The organism is Vibrio sp. 10N.247.311.47 (assembly GCF_041467535.1).
Taxonomy (GTDB): Bacteria; Pseudomonadota; Gammaproteobacteria; order Enterobacterales; family Vibrionaceae; genus Vibrio; species Vibrio crassostreae_C.
The window spans coordinates 53,453-68,137 of record NZ_JBFSUR010000005.1; the positions used below are offsets into that span (position 1 = coordinate 53,453).

Consider the following 14,685-nt stretch of genomic DNA (forward strand, 5'->3'; position numbering starts at 1 on the left):
AGTTGACCTCGGCTAAATAACGCTCACCTTCTGAGAAACCAATAACGCAACTCTGGAAAATTAAAATGCGTCAAAGCCAACGTTGTCTGATTCTTTGTATTCGCTTCTCAAGGCCGAATAAACGAATTCGCAGTCGTACTTGTTCAAACACATGGTTCGAACGCCTTAATTGGGTCATTAACCTCGCCTGCTCAACCCATAATGAAGAAAGTTGACGATCACATAACTCGCGTCGAATACGCCTGATATACCTAAGGCCTCTACGCTTATCTTCCTCCGTCAATCCATGACCAGACGTTTCAGGACATGACTTATCGCACGGAGTAATAGACATCATTGCTCCGAATTGATGTTTGAAACAAATAAACCATTAGCGTCTGCCGCCTCCTCTATGGCTTTAAGCAGACAACCACCTTGATTCAGTTTTTCCAGGCTCCTGATGAGTTTTACCTGAATGCTGATGCTGGTGTGCGCGGTATGAATAATCTTATGTTTTTGAGTGCGAGTTAGGCGATGATTTCCTGCATACTCCAACGCCATTCGAGACAATTCACCCGAATAGATCGAGTTCTCTAATGCGCTTTGAACAAAGGTGTCTTCCGTGCTATCAGATGTTATATGAGCGGTGACCACCCCCAACCCAAGAAGCAAGCTGTTTACGATGGTATGATTGCCACTCACTTTGGCGAGAGTGATGGCTTCAACACAACTCAGGACATGAGGCTGCTCAGGGTTAAGTTTATTCCGCAGCATGGTCGGACTCATCCCTATAACCTCTGCCAGCCTAGCCATATTCTCTGACCTAGCAAACACGCAACACGCCTCATTAAAGGCCCCTTGTTTTGTGCGAGAGAACTCGCCTATTGAGTCAGTTCCGTTCATAACCAATACTCACTTGAAGACAAACGAGACGACAACGAAACTCCAACCAAGAATGTTTAGCCCCAACGGACAAAAATCTTTGGACGAAATTATGAAAGATAAACACATGGCTACTTACCCCATTCTCTCCAACGTTTCACGCGTTGCCATTTCTAGCAACATGACCATATTGATGAGAGGGGTTTCTTTACCTTTTGCTTTAGTTTTAATAGGTAAGCGACCATCAGCGACCCAATCCATAATGGTGCGCTTCGGCATTCCAGAGAACTGAGAGTATTGATCGTACGTCATGAAAGGCGTATTTAGGACTACTTGATATGAGAGCATAATGATATCCTGTTTAGTCATTGAATGTTTAATTTCGGAATGACGAGTTGCACCCCACCATTCCGAACTCAATTGCGATTATTGATCACATATGAATAACAAGCAACTTAAAATAGACCAAATATCGTATTTGGGAGGTAGGGATATTATCAAGAAGTTGATAGATATCACGAATTCAGACCGCCAACAGGATGTAGCAGACGTATTTGGCATCCCAAAATCAACAATCGCGACTTGGCGACAGAGAAACCTTACTCCCTTTGAAATTGCAGTGAGGACTCATTTGAGCACTGGAGTCTCACTTGAATGGTTACTTCTCGATAAAGGCGAACCGTACCCTAAAACACCAACCCAAAAGCATATTAATAAGAAGAACGAATCGAAAACTCTTTTCGATATCGACTGTTTCTCTATTGACGACGGTAAATTGGTTGGGAAAGGGATACTTGCATTCGATAAAACTCTTCTAGACGAGTTAGATGTGAGTAATGTAATAGCAATCAAAGATGGAACTACTACGTTCCTTATAAATAAAGAATCTCACCAAGCAGTAAGCGGTACATACCTAGTTAATATGGACGGCCTACTCTCGCTAAACGACATCCAGCGCTTACCAGGCAAAAAACTAGCAATCAGCTTTAACGGTTCGATTCTAACCGTCGAAGAAGATGAAGTAAGGGTTGTAGGTAGAGTCGCGTTAGTAATGGAAAAGCGTTAACTGTTGCACTCACCTGTTTGAGAGCACTGCAGCTAATTTGATTAATAGCGTCACCGATACTTAACGAGCCTCTTATCAGCCTCCCCTCTTGGGGAGTGGCACTTGCAAAGAAAAAGGCTACCTTATGGCAGTCTTCTTCTTTGGCCCAGTATTGGTCGTTGTGCAATCTCTAAGTAGTTCTGAAACATTTTTGGACAGAAACGTGCTAGCACTTTTTCTAAATTAGCAAATTATCAATAAGTGCAGGGCGCACAATTTACTTATATAGAGGCTCGGGCTTGTTCAACACTTGGGATTTAACGTTGGCTACGCAACGCTTAATCCTTATTTGTTAGGGCTTGTAGCCATATATTCTCAACCCTACCTTGTCCATCTCTACTTCGAAACTCCCGAGCATATTTAAATGCTCTAATATTGGCGTTAAATCCTGCGTTTTGTATTGCGTTGGTGCATTTTTATATGGCTTAAACTCAACTCGATAAGGCAATAAAAGCCATTCAATACGCCTGAATTCAAAAGGACCATTCAAAGCGCCGCAGTCGCCTACGTAATTGTCACCAAGTTGTTCTAAATCGGGAACGAAGCCATTTCGGCATTGCTGTTCACCCACAAGTTTCCACGTACATTGTACCATTTTCAAACTTGAGTCATTAACAACCCCGAACAGTTTTCTCCATTTAGAATCGGACATGCACTTGTATGAAAATTTAGCGATATCTTTGTTTAACACCGTATTCTCCTAGAGCCCTAACGCTTATTAGACAACAAATTGTTGTCTTTCATCCTTAGGTGAGGCATTCATTTTCATATTAACTCAACTGACAATCAATACCTTATGCCACATAAAGGGGAGTTAGCGTACAAGATGTCACCTAGTAACGGAATGATGAGTTATCAGCTCAATCGAATAAGTTTTAGTAGGGTAAACGCACGCCCTCTTAATAGTGTAGAGTCTTTAATCTAAGTGATTTTGGGGCAGATCTGAGCTAGCACTTTTTAGAAAAGTGCCATAAGTAAAACTTTAGGTCTATGAAGTCTCTGCCATTCGGTGAGCTTACTCGCCTTGAGAAAAGCATCAAGGCCGCCAACCTTTAGAGCAGATTGCACAATTTACTTATATAGCAACTCGGGCTTGTTAAACATCTGGGATTTAACGTTGGCTACGCAACGCTAAATCCTTATTCGTTAACTGTATTATTTTTTGTCTCTAGGCGGGACACTTCCTAATACTGAACGTGTATCTGGCTTACTTGGTGGCGGCGGTGGTGGTGGGTTTTTCTTGTTCGACATTGTTCAAGTCCTCTTTAGCGTTTTGGTGGTTTACCATTTTCAATAATTTTTCTTGGTTTTGGAGCTGTTGGTGCATTTGGCGGAGGTGGTGTAACACCTGATTTTGAGTTTGTAGCCATTCTCTCTGATCCTCCTGGAAATTTTGGTTATTTGAGGCTGCCTGCTCTATGTTATGACTCAGTTTATCAACTTCTTCAACAAGCGAGCGATTATATATCAGGGTTTCTTTACGTGGTGATGATGTATCAAGGTCAAAGCTTACAAATAGCGCGCTCGCTATTAAAAAAGGAATAGCTGAAACTAAAAGCCACCTAATAGAGTTGTGGGTGTGTGCGAACCTAGAATCATTCACTTTGGTATTGTGAGAAGAACAATCTCTCAATTGTTCATAGATGAATTGTGAAACCATGTCATCTACATCGACTATCGGCTGCTTATTATCGGGATATTGTTCATTATATTCGAAAATCGAAGACGCGTACTTTTGCACCTCTAGGCGATAATTATCCGTTTCTAATGGACTCGACATTCCTTTGTATTCACTTCCCCAAAAAGCAATAACCAAATGTCGAACACCGATTAGAGAAATAAAACCACTTACAATTGTTAACGCTGCGAATGTTGTTGCCACCTCCTTATATGAGGTGAAATCAAGCATTCTTAACATGTAACTGGCGATTGAATACCCAGTAAAAAATAGAGCAAAAGTTATTTGAATACGGGTAAATATTTTTTCGCGTGTTTCCATTTCATGAAAGTAAATTTTTTCATAAAACGAAAACAGTTTTTCTCTATCCACGAAACCTCCTATACAGTCAGCGCTTTATCGACGGACTTTTTCTGTAATTATATGCAACCAATCATAACGCTAATGATACTCACGCTCAATCTAATGCCCGTATTGCCTTGCGCCTAGGATGTGAACTTCAGAACTTGCCGAAGTAAGTTCTCAATTGATTCCAGCGATATTGAGCAATATGATTTTCAACAAATTCATGCCTCAAGTACGCATGGTCTAATCCTGATGAATTGGATTAGATTTGATAGGGGAAATACACGCCGTTAAAATATATAGAGTATTAACTCTGAACGATCTTGGGGCATTTTCGAGCTAGAGAATGACAAATATTAAGATTCAGATTCAGATTCAGATTCAGACATTTTGGACAAAAATGAGCTAGATTAGAAGCTCTAGCTCGGTTGGTTAAGATGAGGGAAGTGAGATCTTGAACTCTTGTGTAGCTAATCTATAACTACCTCACCGTCAGCTAAGTAGTGTGCTTTTCCATCAACAATTGAACGTGCAATGACGATATCTTCTCGAGACAATTCACTTTCTTTCACAGTCTGAGATTCTTTTTTGAGCCTATCTAAGTTGAGTACACTACATGCTTTATCTAGATTTACCGAGAGATAATGGCCTTTCACACTATCTGAACCAATCTGCCCTAAAAGGAACCAGCCAACTCTGAAGACATTGTCTTGGCCTATTTCCTTAATAATACTTAGTGCTGCATCCTCATCATAACGCCACAATGGTTTAATTACTTGATATTCCAAAGCTTTTGATTGAAATACATCATCAAGTAAAACTGCGCGAGCTTTAGGAATATATTCTTTAATCATTTTGTTAATTGTTTCTTCATCTAGCCAAGGAGGTTCATAATTTCTTTCATTATATTGAGCTTTAAGCAGAACGATTGAACTAGCTACAAACGGTAACAGAACACACTCTTGCATGACTGAGCAAACAAAAGCTTCTCTGTTCTCTGATTCGCGTAAAGTTCGGTTGAGTAACCTACAGATATTGCCGTAAAGATTGCTCTCAGCAAATAGCCCTGAGTGTAAAATACCAAACCCATCAAGTAGATCTTCTGACAACAATGTGTCCACAATAACTCGAATTAATAGGAGAAGTTCATCATCATTAAACTTTCTTCTGTCCAAAAACATTTCGAATAACTCAAGAAACCTTTTGATAGCTCCATTGGAGATTGCGCTTTCAAGAATATCAATACGTTGACCAGAGCTTTCAATAAAAGTTGCCACATCTTGGTCTGAAACCGAGCCTCTTGGTGTACTAATATGGAGCGCTGTAGAGAGTCTACTGATATGATCCACTCTTCCTGAAGCATCAGCGTCATAAACTTCGTAAGTTTGGTAGCTTTTTGAATCTAGCGAAGGGAAAATTTCCTTCAGTAAGTCTTCATATACGTTGTTTTCATTAATCAAAAGTGCATTATAGATACTAAGGCGTTGCTGCTTACAAAGGTCTGCCGCTTTTTCCTTGTCAAGTGACCCATAATCAAAATAGCCAGAGTTGCGTTTACCTGCATACAGAGCTGGATTTGACTTTATATGGCTATATATCTTGTGGGCTTTTGTTGCGACAACTGATAAAACAAAGAGATCAGTGACACACACTTGATTTTGAACAAGGTTGTAGACGAATTTAAAGTGGTTAAACACTCTCTTAACGTCACGCGGGCTGGTGATTATGTATCGTAGATATCGTTGATAAATATATGCTAATCGATTCTGTTCGTCTTGGTAGTGGGCAAGAGAGAAGTTATCTCCCATCATATCAAAATGTCTATCTACAAGCGCATCTAGATCTTTACTTGTGATTGTTGGTAGTGGAATCCTCAACTGCACAATCTTGTCTATATACTCATTTGCATTGTCGATATTATTAGAAGCCAATACCGACTCTAGGTAATTAGGTTCAAATGCTAAAATGAACGCTGTTCTAGGAAAGTCAGCCACAGCTTTTACCAGACGAAGAACTTGAAAGCACTCCTTAGGAGTTAAACGATCTATGTCATCGATAATGACCACGATTGGCCTATCAATTTTTCTTAAGCTTTCTTCTACTCGTGCCTTTTTACCTGCAATATCTAATTCCTTTAAGTCACTAAGCGATTGTGTTGCATCTCCGACACCCTTGAATACGTTTTCGACTAAACTGCCCCACGGCTCCACACCAGGAACCAATTTAGCTACGCTAAACAACTTAGAATAAGAAAGAAGTTCTTCAGCTACTCGCTTTCCTTCTTCTGCATGATCTGCAAGGCCCAATTGAGAAGTAAACTGAATTAAAAAATCCTGAAGTAACGACTCGGATTGACCGTTCGCCCAAGCGTTGTATTGAACTAAAACAGGGGGAAAATCCATTTGACTAAAGACTTCCTGCACCATGTTCAATATTGAGGTCTTTCCTTGTCCCCACTTCCCTTCCAGAGAAACCGTCAAACATGGAGCATCGGCTTCAAGAACTAAAAGGCTAGCTATTTCTTTTGCAAAATGTTGTCTATTTAGTTTATCTTCGCATTCAGACGCAATAGGTTGGTCATTGTTATAACTAGTCATATATCACACAAAATAAGGAGTATAAGAGCTTTAATATCTCATTAAAGCAATTATCAAGTTTTCGATAAAAAGTTCAGTGACTGGATATGCATATCCAGAACTAAGCAGCTCAACATAGTAACATGCACAACCAAGTACATAAGTATGCGTGAGAAAAATTAGAGCAAACAGATTACAAAATAAATGTTACGAGCAATTACTCTAAACAAGTTTGGGGCAAAAATGAGCTAGCCAACTTGCTAATTTAGAAGATCAAGCCGACAGTACGGACTGTAAGTTTCTGGTCTAACTGATTTATAAATTATCACCTCTACATTAAAACAACCCAAACACATTGTTTTTCCCATCTTGTTCAAGACCTTTAATCTGATGGTGTTTTGGCTCTCCACCAAACAATAAAATATACAACTTCCGGTCTTGATACGTCCCCACTACATAGTGGTCTTTTTGTATCACGTACTCGATAGTTTCGGCTTCCTCATCGGTGCACAGATATTTAATATCAACTAGCTTCACCCATTTCAAACCGATCACGTTCTCTGCTTCTATAAACCCACCAAATGGCGCAGTAAAACGGTTACCTAGCTTCAAAACTGCATCAATCATCCCTTGGTTCTTCTTACTTACCCCAATTGGACCATCACTGTTAATTTTGAAGTGACTGTATCCAGCAGTCACATGAATTGATTGATACATAGCAATAACCTATTAGCTTTCTTAGCACTTTGAGATAGGAGCCTAACCTGTGCTTTTTGTCCGATATAAAACATTGTTCTACGTTCTAGCCCCAATTATACTGTTTTTATATACAGTAATTTTAGGCTTTATTATGTCTATCCGCAATTTAAAAGATGGTTCTACTAAATCTTGGCTCTGCGAATGTTACCCGAATGGGCGAACGGGGAAGCGTGTTCGTAAAAAGTTTACGACTAAGGGCGAAGCAAAGGCTTTTGAGCTTCACACTATGAAGGAGATTGACGATAAGCCATGGATGGGAAGTAAACCCGATCACCGTAGAATGAGCGAACTGTTAGACACTTGGTGGACCATACACGGTCATACGTTGAAATCGGGTAAACAAGCTCGGGATCTAATAGCCAAGACAATTGAAGAATTAGGAAATCCAATTGCCTCCCACTTTAAAGAACGAGACTACTTAGACTATCGTGCAGCGCGAATACCCTACCGTGGCAAAAATAAATCTATTAAGATTTCACCAACAACACATAACACGGAATTGATTTATCTAAAGGGAATGTTCAAGAAACTAATTAAGTACAATCAATGGAAATACCCCAATCCACTTGAAGCTATCGAAACAATCAAAACAAGTGAGAAGAACCTAGCATATCTAACCAAGCCACAAATTGAAGAGTTCTTAGTTAACCTGAAAAATTGCAATCGAGTCATTACAGTCTCAATTCCACAGCTCATTGTAATCTCTAAGATTTGCTTAGCCACCGGTGCCCGTATAAGTGAAGCTCTAACTCTTACCCGTTCACAGGTAGCTGAATTTAAACTGACTTACACCGAGACAAAAGGTAAGAGAAATCGAAGTGTGCCCATCTCACCTGCTTTATATCAAGAGATCTTAGATATCGCGGTGAGCAACCATGAAATTTTCAACACTACTTACAAGGATGCCTGGCGCTACATTAAAAGGGCTCTACCTGGCCACGTTCCGAGTGGACAAGCGACGCATGTTTTACGGCATACTTTTGCTTCGCATTTTATGATGAACAAAGGGGATATTTTGGTGTTACAGCGTATTCTTGGACACACTAAAATTGAGCAAACAATGGCGTATTCACATTTTGCACCAGAACATTTGATACAAGCGGTACACCTCAACCCATTAGAAAATTAATGGCGACAAAATGGCGACACACACTGTAATCGACCGTTATTTAGCGGTTTTATTAGTCAAAAAGGCGACAGTTTTCACTGTCGCCTTTTACTATTTAGAGCCTGAGTTTATCTATTCCCAATCAAGAATAACCTTGCCAGAAAGCCCACTACGCATAGCATCGAAGCCTGCTTGGAAATCATCAATTTTAAAGTGATGAGTAATGATTGGTGACAGGTCTAACCCTGACTGAATCAAACTTGCCACTATATACAAAAACAAAAATAACCATTAAATATCAATAGATTAAATTTATCACCAATTAAAAATGGCTACAGAATGGCTACAGAATGGCGACAAAAAAGGCAACAGTTTTACCTGTTGCCTTCTGATATTCAAAACCGGTAGTAACCTACTCCCAGTCTAAAATCACCTTACCAGACATACCAGATCGCATCATGTCGAAGCCTTTCTGGAAGTCGTCCACTTTGTAATGGTGAGTAATAATTGGTGTTAGATCTAGGCCAGATTGAATCAAAGAAGCCATCTTGTACCAAGTTTCGAACATCTCACGACCGTAGATACCTTTGATAACCAAGCCTTTAAAGATGACTTGGTTCCAGTCTACCGCCATGTCTGATGGTGGAATACCTAGTAGAGAGATCTTACCGCCGTGGTTCATGTTAGTCAGCATGCTGTTGAACGCAGATGGGTTACCAGACATTTCTAGGCCTACATCGAAGCCTTCTGTCATGCCAAGATCAGACATTACGTCTTCAAGCTTCTCTTCCATCACGTTTACTGCGCGAGTCACACCCATTTTCTTAGCAAGATCTAGGCGGTACTCGTTTACATCAGTGATTACAACGTGACGAGCACCAACGTGCTTAGCAACAGCTGCAGCCATGATACCGATTGGGCCAGCACCAGTAATTAGCACGTCTTCGCCAACTAGGTCGAAAGAAAGTGCTGTGTGTACTGCGTTACCAAACGGGTCAAAGATTGAAGCTAGATCGTCAGAGATTTCTGCAGGGATCTTAAATGCGTTGAACGCAGGAATCACAAGGAACTCAGAGAACGCACCAGTGCGGTTAACACCAACACCTGTTGTGTTACGACAAAGGTGAGTACGGCCGCCACGACAGTTACGACAGTGACCACATGTGATGTGACCTTCGCCAGATACACGGTCGCCGATTTCAAAACCACGAACTTCTTGGCCAATGCCAACAACTTCACCCACGTATTCGTGACCTACTACCATAGGTACTGGGATTGTGTTTTGTGACCACTCATCCCAGTTGTAGATATGTACGTCAGTACCACAAATTGCGGTTTTCTTAATACGAATAAGAAGATCATTATGACCCATTTCAGGTTTTTCAACCTCGGTCATCCAAATGCCTTCTTCAGGCTTTAGCTTAGAAAGTGCTTTAATTTTCATAATGTTACCTAGTTCATCTCGCCTAACTGTAAGGCGAGAATCAAAAATCTATATGTTCTACTGGGTGTTGTTCTATCTAATTAAAGGATGCTCGTGGCATCCCTTTAAAATTAGATGATACCCATGTCTTTACCAACTTGAATGAACGCATCGATTGCGCGGTCTAGTTGCTCACGAGAGTGTGCAGCAGACATTTGCGTACGGATACGAGCTTGACCTTTTGGTACTACAGGGAAAGAGAAACCTACAACGTAGATGCCTTTCTCTAGTGCGCGCTCAGCGAACTCAGCCGCTACTTTTGCATCACCAAGCATGATTGGGATGATTGCGTGGTCTGCACCGCCCATAGTGAAGCCAGCTTCTTCCATGCGAGTACGGAAGTGAGCAGAGTTTTCCCATAGTTGAGTACGTAGGTCGCCAGATTCCGCAAGAAGATCTAGAACGCGGATAGACGCAGATACGATTGCAGGAGCAACAGAGTTAGAGAATAGGTATGGACGAGAACGCTGACGTAGCCAGTCGATCACTTCTTTCTTACCAGAAGTGTAACCGCCTGAAGCGCCACCCATTGCTTTACCAAGAGTACCAGTGATGATATCGATACGGTCTACAACGTTGTGGAACTCGTGAGTACCCGCTCCGTTTTCGCCCATGAAGCCCACTGCGTGAGAGTCATCAACCATTACTAGTGCATCGTACTTGTCTGCAAGGTCACAGATAGCAGGAAGGTTAGCCACTACGCCGTCCATTGAGAACACACCGTCAGTTACGATTAGTGTGTGACGAGCGCCAGCTTCTTTAGCAGCGATAAGTTGCTGCTCTAGCTCTTCCATGTTGTTGTTCGAGTAACGGAAACGCATTGCTTTACACAGACGAACGCCATCGATGATAGATGCGTGGTTTAGTGCGTCAGAGATGATTGCGTCTTCTTTACCTAGAATTGTTTCGAACAAACCAGCGTTTGCATCAAAACAAGATGTGTAAAGGATAGTGTCTTCTTTACCTAGGAACGTAGAAAGCTTTTGCTCTAGTTCTTTGTGAGAATCTTGAGTACCACAGATGAAACGTACTGAAGCCATACCAAAACCGTGCTGATCCATACCATCTTTAGCTGCTTCGATAAGAGCTGGGTGGTTAGCAAGACCTAAGTAGTTGTTTGCACAGAAGTTTAGTACTTCTTCACCAGTCGAGATAGAAACCGCTGCTTTTTGTGCAGAAGTAATAATGCGCTCAGACTTGTAAAGACCTTCTTCTTTAACTTCTTCGATTTGAGTTTGAATCTGTTGGTAAAATGCAGAAGACATTGTCTCATTCCTTCCTAGTTATAATTTAGCAGCATCGCGCGCCGCTTTATGTAGGGATGTAAACGATCTCAACACGATCATTTACACTGTAAAACTTATGCCTATATTCTAGTTGAACATCCCCGTTCCGATTATCCCTTTAGTTGGAAAAACATTAATGAATCACAGGCACTAATAATAGTTCATCCCAGTGACATAGGGCACATTAACGCCCTTCACCTGCTTTTTTAAACGCCAAATTAGCTATAATTTCCGTCTAATTTCGCTTTCATATCAAATCTCAATTTTTCATCTCAGAATGCGCAGCAGCAACGCCGCTATACAGATGAGCTTCAAACACAACAACCTATCAGAGCAATCACGTCAATCAATTAATGAAATTGATTCACAAATCAGAGTAAATCGCTCACAATTACCATTAAGTTCATCGTTGAAACTAGCTTAACTGGATACTTATGATTAACCCAAAACTCATCGCCCTGCTTCCGGATCTCGCCTCGTTCATTTTGGTGGTTAACGAAGGTAGTTTTACGGCTGCAGCAAAACAGTTAGGCGTGACACCGTCAGCCTTGAGTAAGCTCATCACCCGCTTGGAAAAAGCGCTATCGGTGAAACTGTTTGAGCGTACCACTCGTACCCTTATCATTACGCAAGCGGGTCAATTGGTTTATGATCAGAGTGTGGTGATGATCAACGCAGCGCAACAAGCCGTTGAACTGTCTACCTCCGACCATACCGAACCTGCAGGCTCGATAACGGTAGCGGCGCCTGAAGCCTTCTTGAATTCGGTATTGCAGCCTTTCGTTGTTCCATTCTTAAATCAGTATCCAGAAATCCAACTTAAATTGAGAGCGGCTGACGGCGACATCGATATTTTACGTCAAGGCATCGACATTGCTTTCCGCCTGACTGATAAGCCCGACGAAAGCTTAGTATTGAAAGAGTTAGGAAAAACAAACCTCGTGTTGTGTGCAAGCCCTGACTATTTAGATGCCAAGGGGATTCCTCACCACCCTACCGAGCTGTCTGAACACGACTGTTTGTATCTTGCAGAGACAGACAAAGATCACATTTGGGATTTTCTTAAAGATGATGAATTTCACACAGTACCCGTCAGTGGACGTTACGCAGTTAACCACTCGCAGATGCGACTGAAAGGTGTGAAAGAAGGTCTAGGCGTCGGTATTTTCCATGACTTCGTGATTCAAGATGCGTTGGCTGAAGGGTCTGTAGTACAAGTGTTGGAAGATTGGACCATCAAGAGTAATTACCATGGTGCGATTGCGATGCAGTTTGCTCAAACCAAGTACATGCCCGCTCGACTGCGTGTATTCATTGATTACGCCATGGAGCACTTAGGTGACAAGTTGGCAGGAGAAATAAACTGATGTTGAAAGGAATACACCACGCAGCCATAATCTGTTCAAACTACAACGCATCGAAGCACTTTTACACCGAGATTTTAAAACTTGAGATCATTGCCGAAAACTATCGAGAGGCTCGCCAGTCGTACAAACTTGATTTAGCGCTACCTAATGGTGCTCAGATAGAACTATTCAGCTTCCCTAACGCACCGGAAAGACCTAGCTTTCCTGAAGCTCAAGGGCTAAGACACTTAGCTTTTTGTGTTGATGACGTTCAACAAATCAAAAGCTATTTGGAAGAACAAAGAGTCGAAGTCGAACAGATCCGAATTGATGAATTTACAGGTAAAGCATTTACTTTTTTTGCCGATCCTGACGGGCTTCCGTTAGAGCTTTATCAAATATAGAGCTGTACAAGTCTAACGTCTTCTTAATAAACAGAGCATGTCATCTGAATAATGAAACTGACCTCCTCAAAAAGGAGGTCAGTTTGTATATCAATTAACTCAATGCCGTCTTGAATTTCTCAACGCGTGAAAATAGTAACCAATCCAGCAGCATTGCTGTCACGATCGTCGCTCCCGCCAGTGGAAACAGTACTGAAATAACTATCACGATCACTAAACCTGTCTTCCAAAGCCCTGCATCGCCAAACTTCGGTGGCGTGCCAAGCTTTCTTTGACCTGAAGGTCTACGTATCCACCACATCACACCGCCAGTCACGGACACAACAATGAACGCCAAACAAAACAAAGCATTTAGAAGCTTGTTAATGATGCTGATGTCACCTTGATGCAATGAAATACCTACCGCTAACGTTTTGGCAATGAAGTTATAATCTTGCCATGTCACCTCACCCAAAATACGACCTGAGTATTGGTCGAGGTGCGTAGTACGGTCCTGCGTTGGATCAATGATGTCACCGCCCATAGTGTTGGCTGTGACCGTGTAAACACCCGTTTCTGAACGCGGGAAATTCACCTTGTATCGTGTAAAGCCAAGTGAGTATGCTTTTTCAGTAACGTCATCAATGTCGAAGTTGCTTGCTGACAACACATGTTGAGAGTGATCTTCACCCATCTTAGAGTGATCATGAGGTTCCGTCGCCTCTTCCACATGATGAACGTGTTCTGCTGGCTTATCTTGAGACAAAGGCAATAGTGTTTGCTCCAAGTTCCAAGGTAGCTCTTCTTCTGAGCCATGGTTGAGGGAAGCGTGCGTCTTATCAGACAACGGAATATCGTCCCACATTTGAGCAGGGAAAGTGCTCCATGCTTGAACAAGCTTACCGCCCCAAAAACCTGTCCATGCCAATCCAGACAGAATAAACAACAACAGAACGAGCGATAACACACCTCCAATGTTCGCATGCAGATCACGCATTAAAATACGCGTTCCTGAACCAAATCGAAGCTTAAGAAAACCAGCGCGGCTCGCGTTATCTCTAGGTAACCATAAGTAAATACCACTGATGAGCAACAGAATAGACAAGCTTATTGCGACTTCAATTAGATAATCACCCCAATCACCAATCAACAAAGTGCCGTGAATGTCATTCGCGAGTTGGTACAGGCTGTCGCTACGCGGAATCTCTCCGACCACTTCGCCCGTATATTGATTTACCGTGGCGAAGACCGATGTGCCGTCTACAAGTGCTACCGAAAAGCGGTTAGCCCGATCAGGAGCTTTGCTCGGAACAAACTGGGTAACCGAACCTTGTGGGTATTGAAGTTGTACTGCAGCTAACTGTTGTGACACTTTAATCGGCTCGCCCGATGCAACAATCTCTAGGGCTTCGTGGTGGAAAGTCAATTCGATTTCATCATCAAACAGCATCACCAAACCTGTAATGCTCAGCATTAACATAAACGGGATAACAAATAGCCCAGCATAGAAGTGCCAGCGCCATGTGAGGAAATAGAGGGTTTTATTGCGGTCTTTGCTTTTTATATTGGTTTCCGAACCGGTTGTTGCACTGCTTTTAGACTGCGAAGTTGCTTGTGCTTTCGCAGGGGTTTGAGATTCATTTCTCAACATTATAATTTCCTTTGACACACGCAAACATACCTTCTGAAAAATCAGAAAGTAATCTGAGCATGTTTAACTTTACTTAATACTTTATTTTTTAATTATTTTAATGG

At 41.7% G+C, this 14,685-nt stretch carries 13 protein-coding genes and 1 pseudogene; 4 read left to right on the plus strand and 10 right to left on the minus strand.

Going from position 1 to position 14,685, the window contains the following annotated elements; all coding sequences use genetic code 11:
* Positions 1 to 333: 333 nt before the first annotated feature.
* Positions 334 to 882, minus strand: coding sequence for a phage regulatory CII family protein (locus AB6E51_RS05010; RefSeq protein ID WP_102332049.1), 549 nt, complete (start codon positions 880 to 882; stop codon positions 334 to 336).
* 114 nt (positions 883 to 996) lie between these two features.
* The gene (locus AB6E51_RS05015) at positions 997 to 1,209 is read right to left on the minus strand and encodes a hypothetical protein (RefSeq protein ID WP_029203682.1); all 213 of its coding nucleotides are present in this window, start codon (positions 1,207 to 1,209) and stop codon (positions 997 to 999) included.
* A gap of 91 nt (positions 1,210 to 1,300) precedes the next feature.
* Here AB6E51_RS05015 and AB6E51_RS05020 point away from each other — a divergent pair, with 91 nt between their 5' ends.
* Positions 1,301 to 1,927: a phage repressor protein CI gene (locus AB6E51_RS05020; protein ID WP_102332048.1), complete on the plus strand. Its 627-nt coding sequence runs from the start codon at positions 1,301 to 1,303 to the stop codon at positions 1,925 to 1,927.
* Between the two features lie 331 nt (positions 1,928 to 2,258).
* Here the strand turns inward: AB6E51_RS05020 and AB6E51_RS05025 are convergent, their stop codons facing one another.
* The 4 genes from AB6E51_RS05025 to AB6E51_RS05040 form a co-directional block, all read right to left on the minus strand.
* Positions 2,259 to 2,657, minus strand: a complete 399-nt coding sequence (locus AB6E51_RS05025) for a hypothetical protein (RefSeq protein WP_235612476.1) — start codon at positions 2,655 to 2,657, stop codon at positions 2,259 to 2,261.
* Positions 2,658 to 3,173: 516 nt separating this feature from the next.
* A complete protein-coding gene (locus AB6E51_RS05030; RefSeq protein ID WP_102332047.1) occupies positions 3,174 to 4,016 on the minus strand; it encodes a hypothetical protein in 843 nt (280 codons plus the stop codon).
* 443 nt (positions 4,017 to 4,459) lie between these two features.
* Entirely contained in the window at positions 4,460 to 6,586 is a 2,127-nt protein-coding gene (locus AB6E51_RS05035) for a P-loop NTPase fold protein (RefSeq protein WP_102332046.1), read from the minus strand.
* A 315-nt stretch (positions 6,587 to 6,901) separates the two neighbouring features.
* Complete coding sequence (locus AB6E51_RS05040) at positions 6,902 to 7,282, minus strand: hypothetical protein (protein WP_102332045.1); 381 nt, start codon at positions 7,280 to 7,282, stop codon at positions 6,902 to 6,904.
* Positions 7,283 to 7,415: 133 nt separating this feature from the next.
* Here AB6E51_RS05040 and AB6E51_RS05045 point away from each other — a divergent pair, with 133 nt between their 5' ends.
* Positions 7,416 to 8,453 carry a tyrosine-type recombinase/integrase gene (locus AB6E51_RS05045; protein WP_102332073.1) on the plus strand — a complete coding sequence of 346 codons (1,038 nt, stop codon included), beginning with the start codon at positions 7,416 to 7,418 and terminating at the stop codon, positions 8,451 to 8,453.
* Positions 8,454 to 8,564: 111 nt separating this feature from the next.
* Here AB6E51_RS05045 and AB6E51_RS05050 read toward each other — a convergent pair.
* The 3 genes and pseudogenes from AB6E51_RS05050 to AB6E51_RS05060 form a co-directional block, all read right to left on the minus strand.
* Positions 8,565 to 8,705: pseudogene (locus AB6E51_RS05050) on the minus strand (L-threonine 3-dehydrogenase); the annotation flags it as partial.
* Positions 8,706 to 8,844: 139 nt separating this feature from the next.
* Positions 8,845 to 9,876 (minus strand): L-threonine 3-dehydrogenase, encoded by a 1,032-nt coding sequence (gene tdh, locus AB6E51_RS05055; RefSeq protein ID WP_017059546.1) that lies wholly within the window; start codon positions 9,874 to 9,876, stop codon positions 8,845 to 8,847.
* Between the two features lie 110 nt (positions 9,877 to 9,986).
* Complete coding sequence (locus AB6E51_RS05060) at positions 9,987 to 11,180, minus strand: glycine C-acetyltransferase (protein WP_017064793.1); 1,194 nt, start codon at positions 11,178 to 11,180, stop codon at positions 9,987 to 9,989.
* Between the two features lie 455 nt (positions 11,181 to 11,635).
* Here AB6E51_RS05060 and AB6E51_RS05065 point away from each other — a divergent pair, with 455 nt between their 5' ends.
* Complete coding sequence (locus AB6E51_RS05065; protein ID WP_017059538.1) at positions 11,636 to 12,568, plus strand: LysR family transcriptional regulator; 933 nt, start codon at positions 11,636 to 11,638, stop codon at positions 12,566 to 12,568.
* Positions 12,568 to 12,951 (plus strand): VOC family protein, encoded by a 384-nt coding sequence (locus AB6E51_RS05070; protein ID WP_017067620.1) that lies wholly within the window; start codon positions 12,568 to 12,570, stop codon positions 12,949 to 12,951. The genes AB6E51_RS05065 and AB6E51_RS05070 overlap by 1 nt, the downstream gene beginning before the upstream one ends.
* Before the next feature lie 94 nt (positions 12,952 to 13,045).
* On the opposite strand, the gene AB6E51_RS05075 is transcribed toward AB6E51_RS05070, so the two are convergent.
* A complete protein-coding gene (locus AB6E51_RS05075) occupies positions 13,046 to 14,581 on the minus strand; it encodes a PepSY-associated TM helix domain-containing protein (protein WP_372058046.1) in 1,536 nt (511 codons plus the stop codon).
* Positions 14,582 to 14,685: the final 104 nt, after the last annotated feature.